Origin of the sequence: Oceanibacterium hippocampi (assembly GCF_900172325.1) — a bacterium.
Lineage (GTDB): Bacteria > Pseudomonadota > Alphaproteobacteria > Sneathiellales > Sneathiellaceae > Oceanibacterium > Oceanibacterium hippocampi.
Window position 1 is genome coordinate 145,365 of record NZ_FWFR01000001.1, and the last position, 24,824, is coordinate 170,188.

At 66.9% G+C, this 24,824-nt stretch carries 25 protein-coding genes; 13 read left to right on the top strand and 12 right to left on the bottom strand.

Annotated features, from left to right (window positions below):
* Positions 1-20: 20 nt before the first annotated feature.
* From OCH7691_RS00615 to OCH7691_RS00630, 4 genes are read left to right on the top strand one after another with little or no spacing between them, the layout of a single operon-like run.
* Positions 21-971, top strand: a complete 951-nt coding sequence (locus OCH7691_RS00615) for an ABC transporter permease (protein WP_085881497.1) — start codon at positions 21-23, stop codon at positions 969-971.
* Positions 968-1,816, top strand: coding sequence for an ABC transporter permease (locus OCH7691_RS00620; RefSeq protein ID WP_085881498.1), 849 nt, complete (start codon positions 968-970; stop codon positions 1,814-1,816). Before OCH7691_RS00615 ends, OCH7691_RS00620 begins: the two co-directional genes overlap by 4 nt.
* Entirely contained in the window at positions 1,816-2,808 is a 993-nt protein-coding gene (locus OCH7691_RS00625) for an ABC transporter ATP-binding protein (RefSeq protein WP_085881499.1), read from the top strand. Before OCH7691_RS00620 ends, OCH7691_RS00625 begins: the two co-directional genes overlap by 1 nt.
* Positions 2,805-3,800: an ABC transporter ATP-binding protein gene (locus OCH7691_RS00630; protein ID WP_085881500.1), complete on the top strand. Its 996-nt coding sequence runs from the start codon at positions 2,805-2,807 to the stop codon at positions 3,798-3,800. The genes OCH7691_RS00625 and OCH7691_RS00630 overlap by 4 nt, the downstream gene beginning before the upstream one ends.
* 21 nt (positions 3,801-3,821) lie before the next feature.
* Here the strand turns inward: OCH7691_RS00630 and msrB are convergent, their stop codons facing one another.
* Positions 3,822-4,229, bottom strand: a complete 408-nt coding sequence (gene msrB, locus OCH7691_RS00635) for a peptide-methionine (R)-S-oxide reductase MsrB (protein ID WP_085883418.1) — start codon at positions 4,227-4,229, stop codon at positions 3,822-3,824.
* Between the two features lie 140 nt (positions 4,230-4,369).
* Between msrB and OCH7691_RS00640 the strand changes: the two genes are divergently transcribed.
* On the top strand, positions 4,370-4,744 hold the full coding sequence (locus OCH7691_RS00640; RefSeq protein ID WP_085881501.1) for a DUF2794 domain-containing protein: 375 nt from the start codon (positions 4,370-4,372) through the stop codon (positions 4,742-4,744).
* A 6-nt stretch (positions 4,745-4,750) separates the two neighbouring features.
* On the opposite strand, the gene OCH7691_RS00645 is transcribed toward OCH7691_RS00640, so the two are convergent.
* The 5 genes from OCH7691_RS00645 to OCH7691_RS00665 all read right to left on the bottom strand — a co-directional run bounded on the left by OCH7691_RS00645 (position 4,751) and on the right by OCH7691_RS00665 (position 11,886).
* Positions 4,751-6,121: a tetratricopeptide repeat protein gene (locus OCH7691_RS00645; RefSeq protein ID WP_085881502.1), complete on the bottom strand. Its 1,371-nt coding sequence runs from the start codon at positions 6,119-6,121 to the stop codon at positions 4,751-4,753.
* A gap of 1 nt (position 6,122) precedes the next feature.
* On the bottom strand, positions 6,123-7,601 hold the full coding sequence (locus OCH7691_RS00650; protein WP_085881503.1) for a M81 family metallopeptidase: 1,479 nt from the start codon (positions 7,599-7,601) through the stop codon (positions 6,123-6,125).
* A 165-nt stretch (positions 7,602-7,766) separates the two neighbouring features.
* Positions 7,767-8,486 (bottom strand): Bax inhibitor-1/YccA family protein, encoded by a 720-nt coding sequence (locus tag OCH7691_RS00655; RefSeq protein WP_085881504.1) that lies wholly within the window; start codon positions 8,484-8,486, stop codon positions 7,767-7,769.
* A 111-nt stretch (positions 8,487-8,597) separates the two neighbouring features.
* Positions 8,598-11,141: an ABC transporter permease gene (locus tag OCH7691_RS00660; protein WP_217807726.1), complete on the bottom strand. Its 2,544-nt coding sequence runs from the start codon at positions 11,139-11,141 to the stop codon at positions 8,598-8,600.
* On the bottom strand, positions 11,134-11,886 hold the full coding sequence (locus tag OCH7691_RS00665) for an ABC transporter ATP-binding protein (protein ID WP_085881506.1): 753 nt from the start codon (positions 11,884-11,886) through the stop codon (positions 11,134-11,136). Before OCH7691_RS00665 ends, OCH7691_RS00660 begins: the two co-directional genes overlap by 8 nt.
* Between OCH7691_RS00665 and OCH7691_RS00670 the strand changes: the two genes are divergently transcribed.
* The 3 genes from OCH7691_RS00670 to thpR all read left to right on the top strand — a co-directional run bounded on the left by OCH7691_RS00670 (position 11,885) and on the right by thpR (position 14,227).
* Entirely contained in the window at positions 11,885-12,547 is a 663-nt protein-coding gene (locus OCH7691_RS00670) for an arylesterase (RefSeq protein WP_139839468.1), read from the top strand. The genes OCH7691_RS00665 and OCH7691_RS00670 overlap by 2 nt on opposite strands.
* Positions 12,548-12,616: 69 nt before the next feature.
* A complete protein-coding gene (locus OCH7691_RS00675; RefSeq protein WP_085883420.1) occupies positions 12,617-13,657 on the top strand; it encodes an NADP(H)-dependent aldo-keto reductase in 1,041 nt (346 codons plus the stop codon).
* 21 nt (positions 13,658-13,678) lie between these two features.
* Complete coding sequence (thpR, locus tag OCH7691_RS00680) at positions 13,679-14,227, top strand: RNA 2',3'-cyclic phosphodiesterase (protein WP_085881507.1); 549 nt, start codon at positions 13,679-13,681, stop codon at positions 14,225-14,227.
* 7 nt (positions 14,228-14,234) lie between these two features.
* On the opposite strand, the gene OCH7691_RS00685 is transcribed toward thpR, so the two are convergent.
* On the bottom strand, positions 14,235-14,618 hold the full coding sequence (locus tag OCH7691_RS00685) for a metallopeptidase family protein (protein WP_217807728.1): 384 nt from the start codon (positions 14,616-14,618) through the stop codon (positions 14,235-14,237).
* A gap of 132 nt (positions 14,619-14,750) precedes the next feature.
* On the opposite strand from OCH7691_RS00685, the gene OCH7691_RS00690 reads away from it, so the two are divergent.
* Positions 14,751-15,038, top strand: coding sequence for a 4a-hydroxytetrahydrobiopterin dehydratase (locus tag OCH7691_RS00690; protein WP_085881509.1), 288 nt, complete (start codon positions 14,751-14,753; stop codon positions 15,036-15,038).
* Positions 15,039-15,081: 43 nt separating this feature from the next.
* Here the strand turns inward: OCH7691_RS00690 and OCH7691_RS00695 are convergent, their stop codons facing one another.
* Positions 15,082-15,843 carry an SDR family NAD(P)-dependent oxidoreductase gene (locus tag OCH7691_RS00695; protein WP_085881510.1) on the bottom strand — a complete coding sequence of 254 codons (762 nt, stop codon included), beginning with the start codon at positions 15,841-15,843 and terminating at the stop codon, positions 15,082-15,084.
* A gap of 127 nt (positions 15,844-15,970) precedes the next feature.
* Here OCH7691_RS00695 and OCH7691_RS00700 point away from each other — a divergent pair, with 127 nt between their 5' ends.
* The gene (locus tag OCH7691_RS00700) at positions 15,971-16,393 is read left to right on the top strand and encodes a YkvA family protein (RefSeq protein WP_085881511.1); all 423 of its coding nucleotides are present in this window, start codon (positions 15,971-15,973) and stop codon (positions 16,391-16,393) included.
* A 4-nt stretch (positions 16,394-16,397) separates the two neighbouring features.
* Here OCH7691_RS00700 and OCH7691_RS00705 read toward each other — a convergent pair whose 3' ends face one another.
* A complete protein-coding gene (locus tag OCH7691_RS00705; protein ID WP_176244877.1) occupies positions 16,398-17,357 on the bottom strand; it encodes a DMT family transporter in 960 nt (319 codons plus the stop codon).
* 140 nt (positions 17,358-17,497) lie between these two features.
* Here OCH7691_RS00705 and OCH7691_RS00710 point away from each other — a divergent pair, with 140 nt between their 5' ends.
* Positions 17,498-19,453 carry an acetoacetate--CoA ligase gene (locus OCH7691_RS00710; protein ID WP_085881513.1) on the top strand — a complete coding sequence of 652 codons (1,956 nt, stop codon included), beginning with the start codon at positions 17,498-17,500 and terminating at the stop codon, positions 19,451-19,453.
* A 4-nt stretch (positions 19,454-19,457) separates the two neighbouring features.
* Here the strand turns inward: OCH7691_RS00710 and OCH7691_RS00715 are convergent, their stop codons facing one another.
* The 3 genes from OCH7691_RS00715 to OCH7691_RS00725 all read right to left on the bottom strand — a co-directional run bounded on the left by OCH7691_RS00715 (position 19,458) and on the right by OCH7691_RS00725 (position 22,814).
* Positions 19,458-20,705, bottom strand: coding sequence for a class I SAM-dependent methyltransferase (locus OCH7691_RS00715; protein ID WP_085881514.1), 1,248 nt, complete (start codon positions 20,703-20,705; stop codon positions 19,458-19,460).
* Between the two features lies 1 nt (position 20,706).
* Complete coding sequence (locus OCH7691_RS00720) at positions 20,707-21,687, bottom strand: NADPH:quinone oxidoreductase family protein (protein ID WP_085881515.1); 981 nt, start codon at positions 21,685-21,687, stop codon at positions 20,707-20,709.
* A 77-nt stretch (positions 21,688-21,764) separates the two neighbouring features.
* A complete protein-coding gene (locus OCH7691_RS00725; RefSeq protein ID WP_085881516.1) occupies positions 21,765-22,814 on the bottom strand; it encodes an asparaginase in 1,050 nt (349 codons plus the stop codon).
* 267 nt (positions 22,815-23,081) lie between these two features.
* On the opposite strand from OCH7691_RS00725, the gene OCH7691_RS00730 reads away from it, so the two are divergent.
* Together OCH7691_RS00730 and rlmN are read left to right on the top strand one after the other, a co-directional pair.
* Complete coding sequence (locus OCH7691_RS00730; protein WP_085881517.1) at positions 23,082-23,633, top strand: invasion associated locus B family protein; 552 nt, start codon at positions 23,082-23,084, stop codon at positions 23,631-23,633.
* 28 nt (positions 23,634-23,661) lie between these two features.
* Positions 23,662-24,813, top strand: coding sequence for a dual-specificity RNA methyltransferase RlmN (gene rlmN / locus OCH7691_RS00735; RefSeq protein WP_085881518.1), 1,152 nt, complete (start codon positions 23,662-23,664; stop codon positions 24,811-24,813).
* The last annotated feature ends 11 nt before the right edge of the window (positions 24,814-24,824 follow it).

A 24,824-nucleotide genomic window follows, 5' to 3' on the forward strand; every position in this document is an offset into this window, starting at 1 on the left:
GGCGCGACGGAACCGGATCCATGAGTGTTTTTCTTTTCAAGCGGCTCCTCACCTTCATCCTGACCCTGTTCGGCGCTTCCGTCATCATCTTCGCGGCGATGGAGATACTCCCCGGCGACCCGGCCCTGGTCATCCTCGGCGTCGATGCCTCGCCCGAGGCGGTTCAGGCACTGACCGAGAAGCTCGGCCTCGACCGCCCGGTGCCGGAACGTTATTTCGACTGGATCACCGGCGTCCTCGGCGGTGATTTCGGGATCAGCTATTCCTACAAGACACCGGTGTCCGAGCTGATCATCGACAGCCTGAAGATCACCGTTCCACTGGCGATCATGGCGATGCTGCTGGCGACCGCGATCGCCATCGTGCTCGGCATCTATGCCGCCGCCAACCACAACCGCCCGGCCGATGTCGGCATCATGGGGATCAGCCAGCTCGGGATCTCGATCCCCAGTTTCTGGCTCGGCATCCTCCTGGTGCTGCTCTTCGCGGTCAATCTGCGCTGGTTCTCGGCCGGCGGCTTTCCCGGCTGGGACCGGGACTTCTTCGGCTCGTTCCGGGCGCTGATCCTGCCGGCGGTCTCGCTGGCCACTGTGCAGGCGGCGATCCTCGCACGAATCACCCGCTCGGCGGTGCTCGATGTCTTCCGCGAGGATTTCGTCCGCACCGCCCGCGCCAAGGGGGTCAGCCGGCGGCGCGCACTCTGGGGGCATGTTCTCAGGAATGCCCTGATCCCGGTGATCACGATCATGGGACTGCAGTTCGCCAACCTGCTTGCCGGCACGGTCGTCATCGAAAGCGTCTTCACCCTGCCGGGGCTCGGGCAACTGGTGCTGAAGGCGATCAACAACCGCGACCTGATCATCGTCGAGGGCACGGTGCTCTTGCTCGCCGCGATGGTCGTCGCGGTCAATTTCCTCGTCGATATCCTCTATGCGCTGATCGATCCCCGCCTGAAGGTGAGCGACATATGAGCGGGCCCGGCGGATCCTTCCTCGCGCGCGCCCTGCGCCATCGCAGCTTCATGCTCGGCGGCGCGCTCACCGTCGGCATGCTCGGCATGGCGGCAATCTCGCTCTTCTGGACCCCCGGGGAGGCGATCAGCCTGAACGTGGCGCACCGGATGCGACCGCCGAGCCTGGAATACTGGCTCGGCACCGACAAGTTCGGCCGCGACATCTTCTCGATGCTGATGGCGGGTGCGCAGAACTCGATCACCGTCGGCGTCGTCGCCGTCTCCATCGGCCTCGTCGCCGGCGTCATCCTCGGCGCCTGGGCCTCGGCCAAACGCGGCTGGATCGAGGAAGCGGTGATGCGCTTCTCGGACTTTTCCTTCGCCTTCCCGGCGATCCTGTCGGCGATCATGCTGACGGCGATCATCGGGCCGGGCGGCGTGACCTCGATCCTGGCGATCGGGATCTACAACATCCCGGTCTTCGCCCGCCTGACACGCGGTGTGGCGAACGCCGTCTGGGCCCGCGAATTCGTGCTGGCGGCGCGTGCCGCGGGCAAGGGCGCCGTCCGCATCACCATCGAACATGTACTGCCGAACATCCTTTCGATCATCATCGTCCAGGCAACGATCAGCTTCGCGATCGCCATTCTCGCCGAAGCCGCGCTTTCCTATCTCGGCCTCGGCACACAGCCGCCGCAGCCGTCCTGGGGACGCATGCTGAGCGAGGCGCAGGCGCTGATCTTCCTCGCCCCGATGCAGGCGATCTATCCCGGCGTCACGATCGCGCTCTCGGTCTTCGGCCTCAACCTGTTGGGCGACGGGCTGCGCGACCTACTCGACCCCCGTCTCGCGAGGAAACGCTGATGTCGCTGCTCCGGGTCGAGAATCTCGAGGTGACGCTGCAGACGTCGGTCGGACCGGCGCGTGCCGTCCGCGACGTCAGCTTCCAGCTCGAACGCGGCCAGAGCCTCGGAATCGTCGGCGAATCCGGCTGCGGCAAGTCGATGACGGCGCTCGCCCTGATGGGCCTGCTGCCCGAGGGCGCGACGACGGCCGGCCGGGTGATGCTCGGCGAGGACGATCTGCTGACGATGCCGGAGAATGAGCTCTGCGGCGTGCGCGGGAACCGGCTCGCGATGATCTTCCAGGAGCCGATGACCTCCCTCAACCCGCTCCACACGATCGGCGCGCAGGTCATGGAACCGCTGCTCCTGCATCGCGGGCTGCACAAGTCGGAGGCCCGCGACGAGGCCTACCGGCTGCTTGACCAGGTCGGCATACCCAACGCGAAGTCGCGGCTCGACAATTATCCGCACCAGCTTTCCGGCGGCCAGCGCCAGCGGGTCATGATCGCGCTCGCGCTGTCCTGCGATCCCGACATCCTGATCGCCGACGAGCCGACGACGGCCCTCGACGTGACGATCCAGAGCCAGATTCTCGACCTGATCGAACAGCTGGTCAGCCGGCTCGGGATGTCGTTGATCCTCATTTCCCATGATCTCGGGGTGATTTCCGAGAGCGTCGACCGGGTGATGGTGATGTATGGCGGCACGGTCGTCGAAAGCGGCCCGACGCAGTCCCTGTTCCACGCCCTCGCCCATCCCTATACGCGCGGGCTGTTCGCCTCGATGCCGCGACTGGGCGGCAAGCGGGAACGGCTGACCACCATTCCCGGCACCGTACCGGATCTCGCCGACCTTCCGACCGGCTGCACTTTCGCCGGCCGCTGCCCCCTGGTGACCGAGGCCTGCCGCGCCGCGCCGCCACCGCGCCTACCCGTGGCCGACGGCCATGAGGCCGCCTGCATCCATCTCGACCTTGCGACCGCCGCGCGCCCGTCGGAGCTGTTCTCGTGAATGCCCCCGCGACCGTGCCGGTCCTGGCCGTGGAAGAGCTGCAGCGTCATTACACGCTGCCGCGCGAGCACCTGTTCCGCGAACCCGGCAAGGTTTACGCGCTGAACGGCGTCAGCTTCGAGATCCAGCCGGGCAGGAGCTTCGGCGTCGTCGGCGAATCGGGCTGCGGGAAATCCACGCTGGCACGCACCGTGATGGCACTGGAGACGCCGACGGCCGGCACGGTGCGGATCCTTGGCCACGATCTCTTCGATCTCGACAAGGACGCGCTCCGGGCGCTTCGCCGGCATTTCCAGATGGTCTTCCAGGACCCCTACGGGTCGCTGGATCCGCGGCACAAGGTCGGCCGGGTCGTCGCCGAACCGCTGACCGTCTCGGACGAGGTCGGCGCTAGGGATCGTGTCGAGAAGGTTGCCGACGTGCTGCGCTCGGTCGGCCTGAAGGCCGCCGACATGGACAAGTATCCGCACGAGTTCTCCGGCGGCCAGCGCCAGCGGATCGCCATCGCCCGCGCGCTGGTCACCCGGCCGGAACTGATCGTCGCCGACGAGCCGGTATCGGCCCTCGATGTCTCGGTACAGGCACAGGTACTCAACCTGATGCGCGACCTCCAGGACAGCTTCGGCGTCACCTACATGCTGATCAGCCACGATCTCGCGGTCGTCGAATATGTCTGCGACGAAGTGGCGGTCATGTATCTCGGCCGGATTGTCGAGCGCGGTCGGACCGAAGCCCTTTTCGCGCGGCCATCGCATCCCTATACCCGCGCCCTGCTCGACGCCGTGCCGCGTCCGGGGGTCGGACGGGCAAAACGCGGCGCCGCGTTGAAAGGCACGGTGATGAGCCAGACCGCGCTCGGCACCGGATGCGCCTTCGCCGACCGCTGCCCGATGGCGAAGCCGCGCTGCCTGGAGGAGGCGCCGCCGCTCCGCGATCTCGGCGACCATCATCTGTCCGCCTGCCACTATGCCGAGGATGTCCCGGCGGGCTGACGGCCGGCCGCCGTCTTGCCGTCAGTCGCCGCCCGTCTTCGGCTTCAGGTCGAGCGACGCCGAATTCATGCAGTAGCGCAGGCCGGTCGGCTGCGGTCCGTCCGGAAAGACATGGCCGAGATGGGCGTCGCAGCGCGCGCAGAGAATCTCGGTCCGGCGCATGAACAGCTTGTTGTCGGCCTCTTCGGCGACGGCGTCGGGCGACAGTGGTGCCCAGAAGCTCGGCCAGCCGGTACCCGAATCATACTTGGTATCTGAATCGAAAAGCGGCGCATCGCAACAGACACAGTGATAAATGCCGGGCGCCTTGGAATCGTTATACTTGCCGGTGAAGGCCCGCTCCGTGCCCTTTTTCCGGGCCACCTTGAACTGTTCCGGAGTGAGCTTCCGTGCCCATTCCTCGTCGCTCTTCCGGACTTTGTCGGTCATTGCCTCGATTCCCTTCACCATGCTGGTTGAACACTTTGCTCTACAAGTAGGGCGTCTCTCCGCCGCTGCAAAGCCTCGCGCTTGACGGAACGTGCTCGGTCGGGTTCACTTGGCGTGACGGTTCCGTGACGAGAGGCAGGATGAGCGACGTCCTGAGCTTCGACGATCACCCGCCCGCCCGGCCGGTTCTGGCAAACCGCCCGGGACGGGATCTGGCCACGATCTTCTTCGATCGACGTGAACTGCGCCTGATCCTCGACATCTACGGCTACATGGTCGCCCGCGGCGAATGGCGTGACTATGCGATCGGCCAGCATCGCGATTCCTGTACCTTCGCGGTCTTCCGCCGTACTGCCGACGGCGCGCTCTACCGGATCCGCAAGGAACCGGCGCTGGCCAACCGCCAGGGTGCGTACAGCGTCGTCTCGGCCAGCGGCCAGGTTCTGAAGCGCGGCCGCGAACTCGCCCAGGTCCTCAAGGTGTTCGACAAGAAGCGGCTTCGCGTCGTCGACTGACGCCGCTCAGCCGGCCGCGAGCCGTTCGAGCGCCGCCTCGGATTCGCCGACAGCCGCGACATCGCCGGCGGCCCGCGCGGTGTCCCGCAACAACCTCCATCCGCTTGCCACCGCCGGGCGGAACTCGGCCCGCCGCCGGCGGATCGCCAGCGCCTCCCGGTGCAGGCCGGCGCGTTCCAGGCAGACGACCCGGGCCTGCTCGAACAGGTCGCGCTGGGCATGGCTGCCGCCGATCTTCGCGAGAGCGGGGATCGCCATGGCGAAATCGTCGACCGCCTCGGCATCGCGGCCACGCGCCTGGGCCAGCACCGCCCGCGCGAGCGGTAGTGCGACCTCGACCCATGCGGGACGGAGATAGGGATCGGCCGCGGCCGCATGCGCCGCCAGCCCCTCGAGGAAGGCGTCCGCGGCGGCATCCTCGCCAGCACGGGCCAGCGCATAAAGATATTGCACGTCCAGAAACGGCTCGTCGTGCACCAGTTCGCGGGCCGCGACGTAATCGGCCACGTCGCGCCATCGCCCGCCCACGTCGACGCCCCGCATTTCCAGGCGCCAGAGCATCGAGATCGCCCCGACCTGGTCCTGGCTGTAGCTTTTCTCCCTCCCCCAGAGCCGTTCGTCGTAGAGACGAAGCGTTTCCGCCACCTCCCCGCGATCGAGATGGAAGAGCGCCAGGTGCCACCAGTTGTGGGTATACATGAAGGAGTTGCAATCCTCCCACGTGTCGGCGAGGGCGCGCATCCAGGCAATGCCGTCGTCGAGACGACCGCGGGTCTCCATCACATGGGCGACCGCGTGATGCGCCCAGGGTTCGCGCCGCAACATCTCTGTCGCCCGCCGCCCGGCTTCCTCTGCCTCGTCCAGCCGGTGGCACTGTTCGAGGCCGAAGGCCCGCATGCCGTGCGCCCAGGCGCAGTCGCGATGGCGCTCGATCACCTTGTCGGCGAGACGGAGCATGCCGGCATTGTCGCCGACGTTGAAATAGTGCGTCTGGCCGACCTTGGCCGAGAAGAGGTCGCCCGGATAATCGGCGGCGAGCCGTTCGGCGATCCCGACAGCCCGACCGATCGCCTTGTCGCGGGCGGCGGCGACGCTGTCGACGATCCACTGTTCCCGCTCGCTGGCCTTCGGTGCGGCCGCGATCGCCCGGACGAGATGACGTTCGGCGAGCGCAAGACCGGCCCGGTTCTCCATCCAGAGGCCGAGCAGCGCGGCATAGGCGTTGGCAAGCGCGCAGTTGGGCTCGGCCTCCGCCGCGGCGAAGATCGGCGCGAAGTCGGTGCCATAGCGGAGCAGGCTCGTGGTGAAGCGGTCGATCGCCTCGACCGTTTCCGCTCGTGCCGCGGTAACCGGGTTGCCGAAACAATCGGCCCGCATCTCAGTACTCGTTGATGCGGTCGAGCGGAAAGATCGGCCGGCGCACGTTCTCGTACTCGAGCAGGCTGTTGTCCGAGGTCGTCACGCCCTTGCCGTCCAGCGTCATGGTGTGGCGGGCGATCGGCGCAAAGCCGGCGCGATAATGGATGCGCGATTTCAGCAGCAGATACCGCTTGTGCTCGGGCTGGATACCGACCGAGGTGAAGACGCCGATATCCCAGGGTTCGTGATGACGGGAAACGATGACGATCTGCATCTTGCCGGTGTCGAGCACGGCGGTCGGCCCCATCATCACCTTGACGCCGGTGTACATCGGTCCGTGCACGACCCATTCGCCGTCGGTCAGAACCTTGACCTTGCCGGTCACCTCGAGCGGCGCACCGGTCTCGTCGATACTCGGCATGTCGGAGCGCCCGCCGAGCCGCAGGGTCACCGTGGCGCCGACGCCGGCGGCCTGCATTTCGCGCACCGCTTCCGGGTCCCAGACGGCCGCGACGGCGACATCCTCGAGACCCTGTCGCAACACTTCGGCGATCGCGGTCATGACGTCCTGGGTCGCGCCGGAACCGCAATTGTCGGCATGATCGAGCAGAATGACGGGGCCGTCGGTGATTGTCTTTGCCTCGGCGACGGCCTCCTCCAGCGGCGTATGCTCGTAGATGAAATCCTCGCGAAGCTCCCAGATCCGCGCCAGGATCCGGTCACGGACCCGGTCGGCGAGGGCCTTGTCGCCGTCGGTGACGATGATGACCGAACTGCCCGCATCGGGCATGTCGGCGAGCGCGAAGCCGCCGAAGCAGGTGGCGGCGAGCACGCCCGGCTCGGTTTCCGCATCCCGGCACATGGCAATGATCGACTTCATCGGCTCGTCATCGGTGCCCTGGCGCAGCGTCTGCGACAGCAGCGGCACGTTGCCCCATGACATCACCGGCCGGCATTCGCCGTTCATGGAACCGATGACGATCTCGGCGATCTGTTTTCCGACCTCGTACATGTCGGTATGGGGGTAGGTCTTGTAGCCGATCAACGCCGTGCAGTTCTCGACCATGCGGGCGGTCAGGTTGCAATGCAGGTCGAGGGTGACGGCGATCGGCAGGTCCGGATCGATGGCGCGGATACGCTCCAGCAGCGTGCCCTCACCGTCCGACGTCGAGCGCGCGACCATCGCCCCGTGCAGGTCGAGGAGAGCGAGGTCGCATCCGGACCGGACCGCATCGAGGATCGGCGCCGACAGGCGCTCGTAGGTGTCCGCCTCGACCGGCCCGGACGGCATCGCTTCCGCCGCGATCGGGGTCACGATCTCCGCCCCCATCTTCTCGGCAAGCTCGATATAGGCACCGGTCGGCATGCCGGTCCCGCGATAGGCGTCAAGCACCGCCGTCCCCTCGTGGCGGCCCCATTCGCCGAACCGCGCCCAATCCGTCCTGACCGGCGAGAAGGTGTTGGTTTCGTGCTTCATCATCGCGATCAGGACGCGCATCGACGGTCTCCATGCCTACTGTTTCGTGAAACTCCCGGAAATCTAGCAGCGGGAACGCGCGAACCCAAGCGAAGCCGACATGCTTCGGAAACGAAAAAAGGGCCCGGCGATCGCCGGGCCCTTTCCTGTCATTGAACCGGGTGGGTTCGGCCGGAGGCCGCCCGGTTACTCGCGATTGCCGAACAGATGCATCAGCATGATGAACAGGTTGTAGAAGTTCAGGTAGAGCGAAAGCGCGCCCATGATCGCCGACTTCTGCAGGATTTCGTCGCTGTGCCCGTGATAATACTGCGACTTGATGCGCTGCGTGTCATAGGCGGTGAGGCCGGTGAAGATCAGCACGCCAAGCACCGAGACGACGAACTGCAACATGCTCGAGGCGAGGAAGATGTTCACCACCGAGGCGATGACGATGCCGATCAGCCCCATGATCAGGAAGCTGCCCATGCCGGACAGGTCCCGCTTCGTGGTATAGCCGAACAGGCTCATCGCGCCGAAGGTGCCGGCGGTGATGAAGAACACCCGGGTGATGCTCTCGGCCGTATAGACAGCGAAGACCATCGCCAGCGACAGGCCCATCAGGGCGACGAACACCCAGTAGAGCGCCTGCAGGGTCGTCGTGCCGAAGCGATTCACGCCGAAGCTCATCGCGAAGATGATGGCGATCGGCGCGAGCATCGCGACCATGCCGAGGCCACTGCCGAAAATTGCCTGCATGAGGCTCGGCGACGACGCGACATAGGCCGCGATCGCGCCCGAAAGCGCGAGTCCCGAACCCATGTAGTTGTAGACCCGCAGCATGTAGGAGCGCAGGCCTTCGTCCATGCGGGCGGATTCGCCTGCGCGGGAGGCGACTTGCGCCCTAGTCTGATACTGAGTTGCCATCGTGTTTGTCTCCGACCGCGGTGGCTGAAAAACGTGATCCTGATATTGTCGGAAAGTGAATAAAAATCAAGGCTTCCCGGGTAACGTTCGACGAATATGCCGGACAGCGGCTCAGGCGTTGCGCAGCATTGGCGCCGGGCGGACCGCGAGCACCCGCCAGGTGCCGGCCAAACCGAGCAGGACGGTGACCGCCAGCCCGATCAGCGCGGTCCCGACCAGCGTCCAGGGCAGGGCAAACCATTCGGCGCCCATCAGTTCGGTCACCACGCCGTAGGCCGCGGCCCAGCCGATCGCACCGGCGACCACCGCGGTAGCGAGCCCGAGAAGGGCATATTCAGTGAGATATGTCCTCATGATCTGGCGCCGCTCGGCGCCGAGCACCTTGAGGATCACCGATTCGTAGACCCGCCGCCGATAGCCCGCCGCCATCGCTCCGGCGAGCACAAGCGCCCCGGCCAGCAAGGTAACCGCCGCGGTGGCGCGGACCGCCGCGGCGATATTGTCGAGCAGGTCGTTGACCATGCCGAGCGCTTCCTTCATGCGGATCACCGTAACGTTGGGAAAGCGGTTGGTAATCTCGCGGAACAGCGCCGCTTCGGCCTCGCCATGCGCCTGGGCCGTGGCGATGAAGCTGTGCGGCGCCGCGCGCAGGGCGGACGGATTGAAGACCATCACGAAATTGATGCCAAGCGTGGTCCATTCGATGCGCCGTAGATTGGCGATCTCGGCGGTCAGTTCGCGGCCGAGAACGTTGACGGTCACCGTGTCGCCAATCTCGAGCCCGAGCGCGGCAGCTATCTCCTCGTCCATGGACACCAGCGGCGGCCCCTGGTAGTCGGCGGGCCACCACTGCCCGGCGACGAGCTGGCTGTTCTCCGGCGGCGTCTCGGCATAGGTGAGACCGCGATCGCCGCGCAGCACCCAGGCGGCATCCGGATCGACGGTCATCTCGGCCGTGGACTGGCCCTTGATCCGCACCAGCCGGCCGCGCAGGGACGGCACGCTCTGGAAATCCTCGACGCCCGACACGGCACGGGCGACGGTCTCGACATCGGCGATCTGGTCGGGCTGGATGTCGATGAAGAAGAAGGCGGGCGCCTCTTCCGGCAGCCGTTCGCTGACCTGACGCGACAGGTTGCCCTCGATCAGTGCCACGGCAACGAGCAGGCTGAGCCCGAGCCCGAGCGAGAGCACGATACTGCCGGTTTGCGCCCCCGGGCGATGCAGGTTGGCGATCGCCAGCCGGATGGCCGCACTCCGGGGCGTCGGGGCATGCCTTGCCAGCCAGACGATACCGCGCGCGATCAGCAGGAAGGCGGCGAAGCTCGCGGCCGTCCCGGCGACGAACCAGATCGCCAGCCGGCGATCGTCCGAGAAGCCGATCGCGAGCGCGACGACGACGGCGAGTGACGCGGCCATCATCAGCAGGTAACCGGGGCGCGGCAGCCCCCGCGACGGACTGACGATCGAGCGGAACAGGCCGGCGGCCGGGACCTCGCGGGCGAGCGCCAGCGGCCAGACCGCGAAGATGAAGGCAGTCAGCCCGCCATAGGCGGCAGCAAGCAGCAGCGGTTTCGGATAGAAACCGGCGACGATCGGGACGGGCAGCAGGTCCGCGACCGCACGCGCCAGCAGGACTGGCACCAAGCCACCGAGGACCAGACCGATCGCCGTGCCGAGCGCGCCGAGCGCCAGGATCTGCACCAGGTAGATGCGAAAGATCAGCGCGCCGGGTGCGCCAAGACACTTCAGCATCGCGATGGTCGCGATCTTGCCGTCCATGTAGCTCTTGACGGCGTTGCCGACGCCGACGCCGCCGACGATCAGCGCCGAGAGACCGACCAGGGTGAGGAAGACGCCGAGCCGGTCGATGAAGCCCTTGAGCCCGGGCGCCCCGTTGCTACGGTCGCGAATCCGCCAGCCGGCATCGGGAAACTGCGCCTTCAGCGCCGAGACGAAAGAGGAAATGGCGACACCTGACGGCAACGCCAGCCGGTAGTGATAGCGGATCATGCTGCCGGTCTGCACTAGCCCGGTCGCAGCGAGGCTGTCCCGGGAGACAAGGACGCGCGGGCCAAGGCCAAGGCCCTCGCCCGCCTTGTCCGGTTCGGCTGCAATCGTGCCGCGGATCTCGAAACTTTCCTCGCCGATTGCCAGGCGATCGCCGACCCGGACGCCCAGCCGATCGAGAAGCAGCGACTCGACGACCGCGCCGGGCGCGCCGTCCCCCATCGCGAACGCGGCGTCGGTATCCTGTGCCGGGGTCAGGGAGAGCTGGCCGTAGAGCGGGTAGACGCTGTCGACGGCCTTGAGCTCGACCAGCGTCCGCGTGCCCGTTTCCGAGCCGGCCATTGCCCGCATCGTGACGCTCTCGGAAACCCGGCCGCGTTCCGCGAGCCAGTCGAGCTGCTCGGCCGTCGCCTCCCTGTGAGTCAGCCTGAGCGAGACGTCGCCGCCCAGGATCGCCTGGCCGTCCCGGGCCATGCCGGCGACGATCGCCGTCGAGAACGAGCCGACACCGGCGATTGCCGTGACGCCAAGGGCGAGGCAGGCGAGGAAGACCCGGAAATGGCGGAGCGTGCCGCGCAGGTCGCGCCGGGCGAAGCGGATCGCAAGCGCCAGTCCGGCGCCGCCCCCCGCGCCGTGGTTAGTCACCGGCGGCAGCCTCGACCACGACGCCGGCATCGTAGCCGTCGTCTACGATCCGACCGTCCTCGATCCGGACGCAGCGGTCGCATTCCGCGGCGAGCACCGGATCGTGAGTTATCAGCAGCATGGCGCCGCCGCTCGCCCGATGCAGGTCGAACATCGCGTCGATGATCGCCCGGCCGGTCTTGCCGTCGAGATTGCCGGTCGGCTCGTCGGCGAGCAGGATCCGGGGCGATCCGGCGACCGCCCGGGCAAGCGCCACGCGCTGCTGCTCGCCACCCGAAAGCTGCGAGGGATAGTGGCTCAGCCTGTGGCCGAGCCCGACCTGGGCAAGTTTCTCCGCGGCCAGGTCGAAGGCGTCGCGACGGCCCGCGAGTTCGAGAGGCACAGCGACATTCTCGAGCGCCGTCATCGTCGGCACGAGGTGAAAGGCCTGGAAGACGATGCCCACGTTGTCGCGCCGGTAGCGCGCCAGCCAGTCCTCGTCACGGCCGACAAGATCCTGCCCGGCGACCGTGACCTCGCCCGAACTGGCCGCCTCGAGGCCTGCGATCACCGCCAGCATCGTCGACTTTCCGGAGCCCGAGGGGCCGACCAGACCGACCGCCTCGCCCGCCCCGACGTCGAGGTCGATTCCACGAAGGATGTTGACGGGCCCGGCTGCGCTCATAAGTGTGAGATGGACATCGCCGAGATGGATGATGGACTGGCCGGACACGGAACCTGCGATGCGATTGGACGGAAAATTCATGTCTCGATATGGCGTCGCTCGGCGACTTTTCAACGCGGGGCCGCTGCTGGCGGCACTGATCTGGGTCTGGACGGCCGCGCCGGCGGCGGCGGAAGCCACGGCCGACGACGGCGTCCGCCTGCTGGCGCTCGGCGACAGCCTGACCGCGGGTTACGGTCTGCCGGCGGACAAGGCGTTCACGACGCAGCTCGAACGCGCCCTGAAGGCGCGCGGCCTGGCCATCGAGGTCATCGATGCCGGGGTCTCCGGCGACACCAGCGCCGGCGGCAAGGCGCGGCTCGACTGGGCGCTTGCCGACAATCCCGGATACGCGCTGGTCGAGCTCGGCGCGAACGACGCCCTGCGCGGGATCGACCCCGCCGACACCCGGGCCAACCTGGACGCCATCATCGGCAGCCTGAAGGCGCGCGGCGTGCGGGTGCTGCTCGCCGGCATGCTGGCGCCGCCCAACATGGGCCGCGCCTATGGCGAGGAATTCAACGCGATCTTTCCGGCGCTCGCGCAGAAACACGATGTGCCGCTCTATCCGTTCTTCCTGGACGGCGTCGCCGCCGATCCGGCCCTCAACCAGGATGACGGCATCCATCCGAACGGCGCCGGGGTCGCCATCATCGTCGACCGCCTCGCCCCCTATATCGAGCGGCTGGTCAACGGCGACTGACCAACGGCATCGCGCCATCGCGCGGCGAAGCCGGACCGCCGACCTTCCCCTGTTCCCGTGGAGCCTTTCATGCACTATCGACCGCTCGGCCGCACCGGCCTCGACGTCAGCGTCATCTGCCTCGGCACCATGACCTGGGGCGAGCAGAACAGCGAGGCCGACGCCCACCGGCAACTCGACTTCGCAGTCGACCGGGGCGTCACCTTCATCGACACGGCCGAAACCTACCCGATCCCGCCCGTGGCCGGGACCAGCGGCCGCACGGAAGCCTACATCGGGAGCTGGCTGAAGGGCCGGCCGGATCGTGACCGGCTGATCATCGCGAGCAAGGTGGTCGGGCGATCGGATCGCGCCTATTTCGGACGGGGTGCGGAAACCCGGCTCGATGCCGCCAACATCCGTGCCGCGATCGACGGCAGCCTGAAGCGCCTGCAAACGGACCTTATCGACCTCTACCAGCTCCACTGGCCGGACCGGCGCACCAACTTCTTCGGCCAGCTCGGCTATCGCCACGACCCGGACGACGACGCCATCCCGCTGGAGGATACGCTTCGCGCGCTCGACGATGCCGTCCGTGCCGGCAAGATCCGCCATGTCGGGGTTTCCAACGAGACCCCCTGGGGCGTCATGCGGTTCGTCCAGCTGGCAGAGAGCCTCGGACTTCCGCGCATTGCCTCGATCCAGAATCCCTACAGCCTGCTCAACCGCAGCTTCGAGGTCGGGCTCGCCGAAGTGGCGATCCGCGAGGATGTCGGCCTGCTCGCCTATTCGCCGATGGCGATGGGCGCGCTGTCGGGCAAGTATCTGGACGGCAAGGCGCCGGCCGGCGCGCGCTTTTCACTGTTCGACCGCTTCGTCCGCTACACCACGCCGCTCGCGCACGAAATCACGGCAAAGTATGTCGCGCTTGCCCGCAAGCATGGCCTCGACCCGGCGCAGATGGCGCTCGCCTACGTCAATTCCAGGCCTTTCGTCACCGCGACCATCATCGGGGCGACCCGTATGGAACAGTTGGAGGCGGATATCGCGAGCATCGATCTCGCGCTTGACGACGATATCGTCAGGGGGATCGAGGCGATCCACGAAGCGCGGCCGAATCCCTGCCCCTGAGCGCGGGCACGGAGCACCCACATGGACCGGCTGTTCGTCGCCCTTCCCCTGCCCGAGACCGTCGCGGACGCCTGCGTACGCCTCTCCACCGGCCTTCAGGGCGCAAGCTGGATGCGGCCGGGCAACCATCACCTGACGCTCCGCTTCATCGGCGAGGTCGATGGCGCGACGGCCCGCAACGTCGCGGATGCGCTGGCCGACGTCAACGCGGCGCCGTTCACGCTCGCACTGCGGGATATCGGCGTTTTCGGCGAGCGGCGAAAGGCGCGCGTGCTCTGGGCCGGCGTCACGGACTCCCCGCCGCTTCTTGCCTTGCAGGCGCGGATCGAGCGGGTCCTGGTCCAGCTCGGGCTAGAGCCCGAACGACGTAAGTACGCGCCCCACGTGACGCTTGCCCGGCTCAAGGCACCGGCGCCCGCCAGGCTGGTCCGTTACCTGGAGGATCACGCGGGTTTCATGACGACGGCCTGGACCGTCGACTGCTTCCAGCTCTATTCGAGCTTCCTCGCCCATGAAGGGGCGATCCACCGGGTCGAGGCGGAGTATCCGCTCGATCTGCGGGTCCGCTGAGCGGCGATCAGTCCCGCGCCTCGATCGCCTCCATGTCCTCGTCGGACAGGCCAAAATGATGGCCGATCTCGTGGATCAGGACATGGCGGACGATGGCATCGAGCGGTTCGCCGGTTTCGCACCAGTAATCGAGCAGCGGACGGCGATAGAGAAAGACGAGATCGGGCTCGGCGCCGCTGTCGAACACGCTCTTGCGGTCGAGGCTGATGCCGCGATAGAGGCCGAGCAGGTCGAACTGGCTCTCGCAGCCCATTTCCTCCAGCGTCTCGTCGTCCGGAAAATCGACGACCTGGATCACCACGTTCCGGACATGGCGGCGCAGCGCCTCCGGGATCGTTTCCCATGCCGCCGCCGCCATCGTCCTGATTTCCTCGCCGGTCGGTGACCGCATGCCGCAAGTCCTCATCAATGCAGTTGTATCGCGACTCTAGGATTTCGGACTGGCCAGGCCAAGAGGGCGCGCTTGCGCCGGCGCGTCACGCCCGGCATCCTCGACGGCCAAATAACGGGAGGATCGGGTAACATGCCCAGACTGGCAGGCGCGGAACGCGCGGCGGCGCTCGACACGCTCGACGGCTGGCGCGAGGTGGACAGCCGGGACGCCATCGCCAAGCGGTTCCAGTTCAAGGACTTCAACGAGGCTTTCGGCTTCATGAGCCGGATCGCGATGAAGGCCGAGCGGATGGACCATCATCCGGAATGGTTCAATGTCTACGGCACCGTCGAGATCACCCTCGCGAGCCATGACGTGGGCGGCGTCAGCGAGCGCGATATCGCGCTGGCCGCCTTCATCGACGCCCTCGGCCGCTGATCCGGCCCGCCACCGGCGAGCCGGACCGCAGCGGCAGGACGGCTTACTTCGGCGCCATGCGGATCGCGCCGTCGAGACGGATGGTCTCGCCGTTCAGCATGTTGTTCTCGACGATATGCTTGGCCAGCGCGGCATATTCGGACGGCAGGCCGAGACGGCGCGGGAACGGCACGCTGGAACCGAGCGCCGCCTTCACGTCGTCCGGCAGCGCCTGCATCAGCGGCGTATCGAACAGGCCCGGCGCGATCGTGCAGACGCGGATGCCGAGGCTCGCGAGATCGCGGGCGATCGGCAACGTCATGCCGACGATGCCGCCCTTCGATGCGGAATAGGCGGCCTGGCCGATCTGGCCGTCATAGGCCGCCACGGAGGCGGTATTGATGCAGACCCCGCGCTCGCCGTCGTCCAGCGGATCGAGCGTCGACATCGCCTGCGACGCCCGGCGGATCGCGTTGAAGCCGCCGATCAGGTTCACCTCGATTACCTTGCGGAAGGAATCGATCGGGTGCGGGCCGTTGCGGCCGACGGTCCGGATCGAGATCCCGATACCCGCGCAATTCACGAGAATGCGCGCGATGCCTTGCGCCGCGGCCGCCTTCTCGAAGGCGGCCTCGAGCTGATCGTCCTTGGTCACGTCGACCACGCAGGCCACGCCACCGATTTCCTTGGCCATCGCTTCGGCCGCGTCCTTGTTCAGGTCGAAGACTGCAACCTTCGCGCCAGCCTCGGCGAGTGCCCGTGCCGTCGCCCCACCGAGTCCCGACGCGCCGCCGGTAACAACCGCGGAAATTCCGGAAATCTGCATTCTCATCTCTCCTGTTGAATTCGTCGGGTCTTTATCAGATCGGACGCGCCTGCGCCAGAATGCCGGGCACCGCCTTGCAGGCCGTCCGGCACCGAGCCATATCGATGGGAAGGAGCGCCGAGACGACATGCCGAAAGAGACGGATTTCGACCCCGGAAAACTGGCCGCCGACAAGAAGCTGGTCGAGCGCGATTTCTGGACCAAGCTGCGCACCAATCTTGGACGCATTCCCTTCGCCCAGGACGTGCTGGCCGGGTTCTATTGCGCGACCGATCGGGCGACGCCGGCCTACGTAAGGGCGCTTCTGTTCGGCGCGCTGGCCTATTTCATCGTACCGACCGATGTGATCCCGGACTTCATCGCAGGTCTCGGCTTCACCGACGACGCGAGCGTGATCGCGGCCGCGCTTTCGGCTATCGGCCGTTACGTGAAGCAGGAGCATCGGGAGCGGGCCCGGCACTGGCTGTCCGATCACCGGGACAAGCTTGCGCCGACGGACACGGAAGCAGCGGACGAGAAAACCGCGGACGACGAAAAGCCGGCGGCCTGAGGGCTCAGCCGATGGTCGGCGGCACCCGCCGTTTGCCCAGCCTGGCCTCGCGATAGGCGATGTAGAGGGTCGAGCCGACGATTACCAGCGCGCCCACGATCGCCCAGCGATCGGGGATCTCGGCGAAGACCACGTAGCCGATCAGCCCGGCATAGAGCAGGCGGCCATAGTCGAATGGCGCCACTGCCGTTGCCTCGCCGAAGGTGAAGCCGCGGATCATGCAGCTTTGCGCCGCGGTGCCGAGGAAGCCGGTCAGGATCAGGGCACCGAACTCGATCGGGGTCGGGTTCTTCCAGACCAGCAGCGCCGGGACCAGCGAGAGCGTGGTCACGATCACGCCGAAATAGAAGATCATCGAGACCTGTGTCTCGGTTGCCGACATGCGCTTGATCAGCACGGCGACGCACGCGACCAGGAAGGCACCGGCCAGGGCGACGAATACCGCCGGATCGATACCGGTATCGGGGCGCATGATGATGAGCACCCCGAGAAAGCCGACCGCCGTGGCGCTCCAGCGGCGCCAGTTGACGGCCTCGCCCAGGAACAGCACCGCAAGCACGATCAGGAACAGCGGCTTGGTGAAGGTCAGCGCCGTCGCGTCCGCCAGCGGCAGCTGGGTCAGGGAATAGAACAGGCAGCTCATCCCGGTAAGGCCGAGCACGCCACGGACCAGATGGATGACCGGCCGCCGGGTGCGGAGCGAGCGCCGTCCGCCACGTATGACGAAGGGCATCACGGCAACCAGACCGAAGGCCGAGCGGAAGAAGACGATCTGGGCGCTGTCGATGCGCGTGCCGACCAGCTTGATCAGCATCCCCATCAGCGAGCCGAGAATCCCCGCGGCGATCACCCACAGGGCGCCGCGGACGTTCGGCGCGAGCGCAAGCCATCCGACGCGGGCGCGGGCCATCCTGCCACCGCCGCCCCGCGTACCGGCGAACTCGTCACTCTCGGCGTCATCCATGGAAAGCGAGCCTAACAGGTTCGTAATATTCCAACAGCGGCATTGCGACAGGAGAGACTTGCGCGACACGCACCGCTGGCACATCTTTCCGACGCGCGCCCGCTCGCGAGCGCATCGCCCAATCCCGAAGGAGTAGTCTCATGTCAGAGCCGATGTGGCAGCCCGGTCCGGAACGTGTCGCGACCTCGAACCTGACCCGTTTCATGGCCCTCGTCGCCGAGCGCGACGGCCGGCGGTTCGACGATTACGAGGCGCTCCTGCGCTGGTCGGTCGAGGAGCGCGAGCGCTTCTGGGAACTGCTCTGGGATTTTGCCGGAATCCGCGCCGAAACGCGGGGCGAACGCACGGTCGTCGACGGCGACAGGATGCCTGGCGCCCGCTTCTTCCCGGACGCGCGCTTCAATTTCGCCGAGAACCTGCTGCGCCGGCGCGACGGGACGACGGCGATCGTCTTTCGCGGCGAGGACAAGATCGAGCGGCGACTGAGTTGGCAGGAACTCCACGACCTGGTGAGCCGGACCGCGAAGGCGCTGGCCGCCGATGGCGTCGGCCCGGGCGACCGGGTCGCCGGCTTCATGCCGAACATGCCGGAAACGATCGTCGCCATGCTCGCCACCGCGAGCCTCGGCGCGATCTGGTCCTCCTGTTCGCCGGATTTCGGCATCAAGGGCGTCATGGACCGCTTCGGCCAGATCGAACCAAAGGTGCTCTTCACCGCGGACGGTTATCACTACAACGGGAAATCCCATTCGAGCCTCGACCGGGCCCGGGGGATCGCCGCCGAACTGCCCGCCCTGAAGCGGCTCGTGGTGGTTTCCTACCTGGAAGAGAAGCCGGACCTCGGCGGCCTCGACAGCTGGGCAAGCCGCTTTGCCGACTATATTGCCGGCCATCCCGCCGGTGACATCGCCTTTCACCAGGGTGAATTCAACGCGCCGCTCTACATCATGTATTCCTCCGGCACGACCGGGATGCCGAAATGTATCGTTCACGGCGCCGGCGGCACCTTGCTGAAGCATGTCGAGGAACATCTTCTGCAATCCGATCTCAAGCCCGGCGACCGGCTGTTCTACTTCACGACCTGCGGCTGGATGATGTGGAACTGGCTGGTCTCAGGCCTCGTCGCCGAGGCGACGCTGCTGCTCTACGATGGCTCGCCATTCTATCCCGACGGCAACGTGCTGTTCGACTATGCCGACGCCGAGCGCTGCACGCAGTTCGGAGTATCGGCGAAATACATCGATTCACTCGCCAACGCGGAACTGGCGCCGATGGAAACCCACGATCTGTCCAGCATCCGGACGATACTCTCGACCGGCTCGCCGCTCGCGCCGCTTTCCTTCGATTATGTCTACGAGAAGGTGAAGCGCGATGTCTGCCTGAGCTCGATGTCGGGCGGCACCGACCTGATCGGCAGTTTCGTCGGCGGCAACCCGATCGGGCCGGTCTGGCGCGGCGAGATCCAGAAGCGGCTGCTCGGCATGGCAACCGATGTCTTCGACGAGGACGGCAACTCGATCGTCGGCACGAAGGGCGAGCTGGTCTGCACGAAACCGTTCCCCTCGATGCCGCTCGGCTTCTGGAACGATCCGGACGGTCGCCGCTACCACGAGGCCTACTTCGAGCGTTACCCGAACATCTGGTGCCACGGCGATTATGTCGAGCTTACCGAGCATGGCGGCATGATCATCTACGGCCGCTCCGACGCCGTGCTCAACCCGGGCGGGGTCCGCATCGGCACGGCGGAAATCTACCGCCAGGTCGAAAGCCTCGACGAGGTCGCGGAGGGCCTCGTCGTCGGCCAGGACTGGCAGAACGACGTACGGGTCGTGCTCTTCGTCCGCCTGAAGGGCGGCGTGACCCTCGATGCCGCGCTGGAAGACAGGATCCGTCGCCGCATCCGCGAGAACGCCACGCCACGGCATGTCCCGGCCCGCATCGTCGCCGTCGCCGATATCCCGCGCACGCTGTCCGGCAAGATCGTCGAACTCGCGGTTCGCGACGTGATCCATGGCCGCGCGGTCCGCAACAAGGACGCGCTCGCCAACCCGGAAGCGCTCGACCTGTTCGCCGACCTGGAGGCGCTGAAGTCCTGAGGCCTCAGCGCCTGAGCAGCATCAGGTTGAGGCCGTTGAGCAGGTTGTAGACCGGCTCGAAGCGCTCGAAGAAGGTCGCCCGGTCAAGCCCGGCGAGCTTCTGCAACTCGCCCAGGCTGCGCTTGCCGTCCACGAGGGCGACGATCTCGGCCGCGCCGGTGGGGATCGGCAACCGCATCTCGGCGCCGTCGAAGGTCACCTTCAGGTTGCCGCCCTTGGCCATCAGCCGGGCCAGCGCGCGCGGATCGCCCTCACGCAGGAACGGCACGACCAGCGGCTTGTCGAAGCGGGCAGCGGCGCGCTCGGCGCGTTCGGACCTGACCGCGTAGAAGACGTGGGTCTTGAGATTGCCGGCGAGATTCTCGGCCAGTGCCAGCCGCTCCGGCCAGGCGAGTTCGGCGGCCCGCTCGCGCAACAGCGGGTCGGTGAGATAACTCAGCGGATCGTAGCGAATCGGCTCGATGAAACCACTCGGTGCCAGGCCCGCCTGCCCGCACAGGTCGAAGATCTCGGGCACCCGGTAGCTCCGGTCGCGGGGATGCAGCAGGAGATCGAAGAGCGCCGCATCGGCGCCGAGCAGGTGATCGCCGAGCGCCTGGTTCTTGCGAAACCAGTTGCTCTCCGGCAGCTCGCCGAGCAACGCCCGGGCAGCCGCGATGCGGGCGTCCAGCGGATCGTCGCCGACCAGGCTGCGGAGCGCCTCCTGCAACGGGTAGACGCCGTTCCGGCCGAGGGTGCCATAGAGCATCAGCCCCATCCCGCCGTTCTCGTGCAGGACCGCGGCCAGCGCCTTCAGCCCGGCCAGCGGATCGGCAAGGTGGTGCAGCACGCCGCAGCAATCGATGTAGTCGAAGCGGCCGAGACCGAGTTCCGGCAGATCGAGCAGTGACCCCTCGACGAAGCGGATGTTGGTGAGGCCACGCGCCGCGGCACGGGCCTCGGCGATCTCCCGGGAGGCGGCGGAGATATCGAGATAGGTGACCGAGCCGGCCCGACCCGCGTCGGCCAGTTGCTGGGCCAGCATGATCGCCGCGTCGCCGGTTCCGCCGCCGGCGACCAGCGCCCGGAAGGAGCGCCGGAAGTCCCGGCTGCCGGCGAAGACATAGTGATTGAGTTCGGGAAGCTGGCTTGGCGAGCCGGTGATCAGCCGCCGTGCCTCGTCCGCCGGATCGCGCGGCGGATAAGGATAGAGCTCGTATTGCTGGCGTACCGCGCCATCGCCGCTCTCCGGCCCATCCGCCGCCGATGCCATGTCAGTCGCGAACCGTGACCACGACCTTGCCCGTGGCCTTGCGGTTCAACAGCGACTTCAGGGCGTCCGCCCCCTTCTCGAGCGGGAAATGCATCGAGACATGCGGCTTGATCTTGCCATCCTCGTACCATTTCAGCATGGCTTCGAAATTGGCCCGGTTGGCAGCCGGATCGCGGCTGGCGAAGGCGCCCCAGAAGACGCCGACCACCTGACAGCCCTTGAGCAGCACGAGGTTGGTCCGGAGCTCGGGAATCCGGCCCGAGGCGAAGCCGATCACGAGCAGGCGGCCGTTCCAGTTGATGCAGCGCATCGACTGGTCGAAGGCGTCGCCGCCGACCGGATCGTAGATCACGTCGGCGCCCTTGCCGTCGGTCAGCTCCTTGACCCGGTCCTTGATGCTTTCCTTGGAATAATTGATGACATGCTCCGCGCCGTACTCACGCACGATGTCCGCCTTGGCATCCGAGCCCACGGTGCCGATCACCCGGGCGCCGAGATTGCGGCCGAGTTCGACCGCGTTCAGGCCGACGCCACCGGCCGCGCCGTGCACCAGCAGAACTTCGCCGGGCTGCAGGTTGGCCCGGTCGACGAGCGCGTGATAAGTCGTGCCGTAGGTCACCGGGAACGCCGCGGCCTGGTCGAAGGGCATCGAATCGGGGATCTTGTAAACGTTGGTCGCGGGCGCCACGACCTCTTCGGCGAAGCCGCCGACGCCATGGCTCGCCATCACCCGGTCACCGACCTTGAGACCGCTGACGCCGTCGCCGACCTCGGCGACCACGCCGCTGCTTTCCATGCCGGGCGCGAACGGGAACGACGGCTTGAACTGATACGTGCCGGCGATCATCAGGGTGTCGGGGAAATTGCAGCCGACGGCATGGATCCGGATCCGGACCTGGCCCTTGCCGACCTTCGGCGCCTCGATCTCATCCATCACCAGGATGTCTGGATCGCCAAATTCCTTGCAGAGCAACGCTTTCATTGGTCCTGTTTTCCTCCTGATACGCCGCCGATACCGTCCATCGGGTTTCGCTCAATAGCCGCTTGTCCGGTCCGTCGTCAAATGGGCTGAACGATTTCACGGTCGGACAGCGCCAGGCCGATCCGCCCGACCTCGATGCCGTTCCGGTTGCGCAGCACCGGCGCGGCGAAGCTGCGCAACCGTTCCAGTTCGGCATCCGTGATATAGCCGAACCGGGCGAGCACGATGGCCAGCGCCGCCTCGGCGGCGCGCGTGGTGCCGTCCTCGCTCTTCAGCGCGATTCCCACGCCCGCGTCCGGAACAAAGGCGAGATAGCAGCCCTCGGCGCCGACCTTGGCAAGGACCCGCCCGCCGGTCGCGGCGACCAGAGCGCTGCACATCCGGCCCGAACCGGCGATCATCTCCGGCGCCGCGGCGATCGCGGCGGCGATGCGGCGACAGGCGGCGGCGCGCGTCGCCGGCAGCCGATCGGGCGCGGCGAAGCGGGCGGCGGCAAGCGCCGCGGCCCGGGCCGGGAAGGCAATCGTTGGGATCGAGCAGCCGTCGGTGCCGGACGGCGCCCGGTCGAGCGCCATCCCCGCCAGGTCGGACAACACCCCGGTCACCCGGCGCTGGACACTGTGTTCGCGTCCGACATAGCCCCGCGTCTCCTCCTTCAGGAAATGCGCAGTGGTCAGCATGCCTGCGTGCTTGCCGGAACAATTGTTGTGCAGCGTCGTCGGCTCTTCTCCACGGCGCGCCATCGCCCGCACGCTCTCCTCGTGATAGGGCCAGTGACAGCCGCATTCGAGATCGCCCTTGCCGAGTCCGACCCGGGCGAGCCAGGCACCGACTGCCTCGACATGCATCGCCTCGCCGTTGTGGGAGGCGCAGGCCAGTGCGATCTCCCGGTCGCCGAGGTCCGAGGCCTCCGCGGCGCCGCTTTCGAGCAGCGGGATTGCCTGTATCGGCTTGATCGCCGAGCGCCAGAAGATCGGCCGGTCGATGTCGCCCCAATGGGCCCGGAGCGCCCCGGTCGCATCGACGATCGCGCCCGACACGGCATGCGTGCTTTCGACCAGCGGACCACGGGTCACGCCGATGCGGAACGGGGCCGGATCTGATTCAGGAAGCGGAAGCTTGCTCATCGACACACCCAATCGCTCGCTTCGGGGCCGACCGGACGGCCCCGCCCTTCGTCTCGCGCCGCGCCGGCAGGCCGCAGATCGCGGCCCCCTGTTTCGCATGGGCCACGGTCACCGCGCCAGAGGCGAATTCGATCCCGGCGCGCCTTTCACCTTGCGGCAGGGCTGCCGGCGGCGGCGGTTCGCCGGGCAAACCGGCCGCGCCGAATCGACAATCACGGGCATGGCCCGGACGAATCCGGACTGTGACGGCCGACATCCAGTTCACCTATGGAAATCGCGCCCAGCCAACGCTATCTTCTGATCGCCATGCTGAAAATCGCTCTTCTCCCCCTCCTCGCCGTCGTGCTCGCGTTCGCCGGCCCCGCTTCCGCCCAGACGCCGCCGCAGTCGATCGGCAGTTTCAGGGACTGGACCGCCTATTCCTGGGTCAAGGACGGCGAAAAGATCTGCTACATGATCAGCCGGCCGAAGTCGTCAGAGCCCAAGGGCGCCAACCGGGGCGACATCTACATAATGGTGACCCACCGCCAGGCCGCCGGCGCCAAGGAAGTCGTGAGCCACAATACCGGCTATCCCTACGACAGCGCGGTTCCGGTCCAGGTCACGGTCGACGGCAAGAGCTTCCAGCTCACCCTGATCAGCGACGAAACCGCCTGGGCGGCCGATTCGACGACGGATGCTACCATCATCGACGCCATGCGTCGTGGCGCGAAAATGAGTGTCGTCGGCGTCTCGACGCGTGGTACGCGTACCACCGACACCTATTCGCTGCTCGGCTTCAGCGCCGCCCAGGGTGCAATTCGTCAGTCCTGCCGCTAGGCGGCAGCCGTTTGGAAAGGCCAGGCACATGACCATCGTGCCGGAATACCGTGCAACTGGGCGCGTCGAGCGCCCCGTCGACGGGAAGATTAATCTCGTCGGCCTGACCCGGGAGGAGATCGCCGAGGCGCTGGTCGCAATCGGTGAACCCGCCCGCGCGACCCGCATGCGCGCGAACCAGCTCTGGCACTGGATCTATTTCCGGGGCGTGCGGGACTTCGCGCTCATGAGCACGATCTCGAAGACCCTGCAGGCGCGGCTTGCCGAGCATTTCGTCGTTGCCCGGCCCGAAATCACCTCGGCGCAGCTTTCCAGCGACGGCACGCGGAAATGGCTTGTCCGGTTTCCCGACCGCCAGGAAGTCGAATGCGTCCATATCCCGGAGGAGGATCGCGGCGCCCTCTGCGTCTCGAGCCAGGTCGGCTGCACGCTGACCTGCACCTTCTGCCATACCGGCACCCAGAAGCTGGTGCGCAACCTGACGCCGGCCGAGATCGTCTCGCAGATGATGGTCGCCCGCGACGCGATCGGCGAATGGCCGTCGCCGACCGGCGAGCGCATGATCTCCAACATCGTGATGATGGGGATGGGCGAGCCGCTGCTCAATTACGAGAATGTCGCCAAGGCGCTGAAGATCGTCATGGACGGCGAGGGTATCGCGCTCTCGAAGCGGCGAATCACGCTCTCGACGTCCGGTGTCGTGCCGATGATCGAACGCTGCGGCGCCGAGCTCGGCGTCAACCTGGCGATTTCGCTGCACGCGGTGAACGACGAGCTTCGCGATGTCCTGGTGCCGATCAACAGGCGCTATCCGATCAAGGAACTGCTGCAGGCCTGCCGCGACTACCCGGCCGCCAACAACGCCCGGCGGATCACCTTCGAGTATGTCATGCTGCGCGACGTCAACGACAGCCCGGCGGACGCCCGCGCGCTCGTCCGCCTGCTCGACGGCCTGCCGGCCAAGGTCAACCTGATCCCGTTCAATCCGTGGCCCGGCGCCCCGTACGATACCTCGACCCACGCCGCCACCAAGCGCTTCGCCGATATCGTCCTCGACGCCGGTTACTCCTCGCCGGTCCGGGTGCCGCGCGGCCGCGACATCATGGCCGCCTGTGGCCAGCTCAAGTCGGCGAGCGAGAAGGAACGGGTGAGCAAACGACTGGCGCTCGCCGAAGGCTGACCCCCGAACCG

What these genes read in the sequence shown, in the direction of transcription:
- OCH7691_RS00615 (WP_085881497.1), top strand. Translation starts at nt 21, where the DNA reads ATGAGTGTTTTTCTTTTCAAGCGGCTCCTCACCTTCATCCTGACCCTG.
- OCH7691_RS00620 (WP_085881498.1), top strand. Translation starts at nt 968, where the DNA reads ATGAGCGGGCCCGGCGGATCCTTCCTCGCGCGCGCCCTGCGCCATCGC.
- OCH7691_RS00625 (WP_085881499.1), top strand. Translation starts at nt 1,816, where the DNA reads ATGTCGCTGCTCCGGGTCGAGAATCTCGAGGTGACGCTGCAGACGTCG.
- msrB (WP_085883418.1), bottom strand. Translation starts at nt 4,229, where the DNA reads ATGACCGACAAAGTCCGGAAGAGCGACGAGGAATGGGCACGGAAGCTC.
- OCH7691_RS00640 (WP_085881501.1), top strand. Translation starts at nt 4,370, where the DNA reads ATGAGCGACGTCCTGAGCTTCGACGATCACCCGCCCGCCCGGCCGGTT.
- OCH7691_RS00645 (WP_085881502.1), bottom strand. Translation starts at nt 6,121, where the DNA reads ATGCGGGCCGATTGTTTCGGCAACCCGGTTACCGCGGCACGAGCGGAA.
- OCH7691_RS00650 (WP_085881503.1), bottom strand. Translation starts at nt 7,601, where the DNA reads ATGCGCGTCCTGATCGCGATGATGAAGCACGAAACCAACACCTTCTCG.
- OCH7691_RS00655 (WP_085881504.1), bottom strand. Translation starts at nt 8,486, where the DNA reads ATGGCAACTCAGTATCAGACTAGGGCGCAAGTCGCCTCCCGCGCAGGC.
- OCH7691_RS00670 (WP_139839468.1), top strand. Translation starts at nt 11,885, where the DNA reads ATGTCTCGATATGGCGTCGCTCGGCGACTTTTCAACGCGGGGCCGCTG.
- OCH7691_RS00665 (WP_085881506.1), bottom strand. Translation starts at nt 11,886, where the DNA reads ATGAATTTTCCGTCCAATCGCATCGCAGGTTCCGTGTCCGGCCAGTCC.
- OCH7691_RS00675 (WP_085883420.1), top strand. Translation starts at nt 12,617, where the DNA reads ATGCACTATCGACCGCTCGGCCGCACCGGCCTCGACGTCAGCGTCATC.
- thpR (WP_085881507.1), top strand. Translation starts at nt 13,679, where the DNA reads ATGGACCGGCTGTTCGTCGCCCTTCCCCTGCCCGAGACCGTCGCGGAC.
- OCH7691_RS00685 (WP_217807728.1), bottom strand. Translation starts at nt 14,618, where the DNA reads ATGCGGTCACCGACCGGCGAGGAAATCAGGACGATGGCGGCGGCGGCA.
- OCH7691_RS00690 (WP_085881509.1), top strand. Translation starts at nt 14,751, where the DNA reads ATGCCCAGACTGGCAGGCGCGGAACGCGCGGCGGCGCTCGACACGCTC.
- OCH7691_RS00695 (WP_085881510.1), bottom strand. Translation starts at nt 15,843, where the DNA reads ATGCAGATTTCCGGAATTTCCGCGGTTGTTACCGGCGGCGCGTCGGGA.
- OCH7691_RS00700 (WP_085881511.1), top strand. Translation starts at nt 15,971, where the DNA reads ATGCCGAAAGAGACGGATTTCGACCCCGGAAAACTGGCCGCCGACAAG.
- OCH7691_RS00705 (WP_176244877.1), bottom strand. Translation starts at nt 17,357, where the DNA reads ATGGATGACGCCGAGAGTGACGAGTTCGCCGGTACGCGGGGCGGCGGT.
- OCH7691_RS00710 (WP_085881513.1), top strand. Translation starts at nt 17,498, where the DNA reads ATGTCAGAGCCGATGTGGCAGCCCGGTCCGGAACGTGTCGCGACCTCG.
- OCH7691_RS00715 (WP_085881514.1), bottom strand. Translation starts at nt 20,705, where the DNA reads ATGGCATCGGCGGCGGATGGGCCGGAGAGCGGCGATGGCGCGGTACGC.
- OCH7691_RS00720 (WP_085881515.1), bottom strand. Translation starts at nt 21,687, where the DNA reads ATGAAAGCGTTGCTCTGCAAGGAATTTGGCGATCCAGACATCCTGGTG.
- OCH7691_RS00725 (WP_085881516.1), bottom strand. Translation starts at nt 22,814, where the DNA reads ATGAGCAAGCTTCCGCTTCCTGAATCAGATCCGGCCCCGTTCCGCATC.
- OCH7691_RS00730 (WP_085881517.1), top strand. Translation starts at nt 23,082, where the DNA reads ATGGAAATCGCGCCCAGCCAACGCTATCTTCTGATCGCCATGCTGAAA.
- rlmN (WP_085881518.1), top strand. Translation starts at nt 23,662, where the DNA reads ATGACCATCGTGCCGGAATACCGTGCAACTGGGCGCGTCGAGCGCCCC.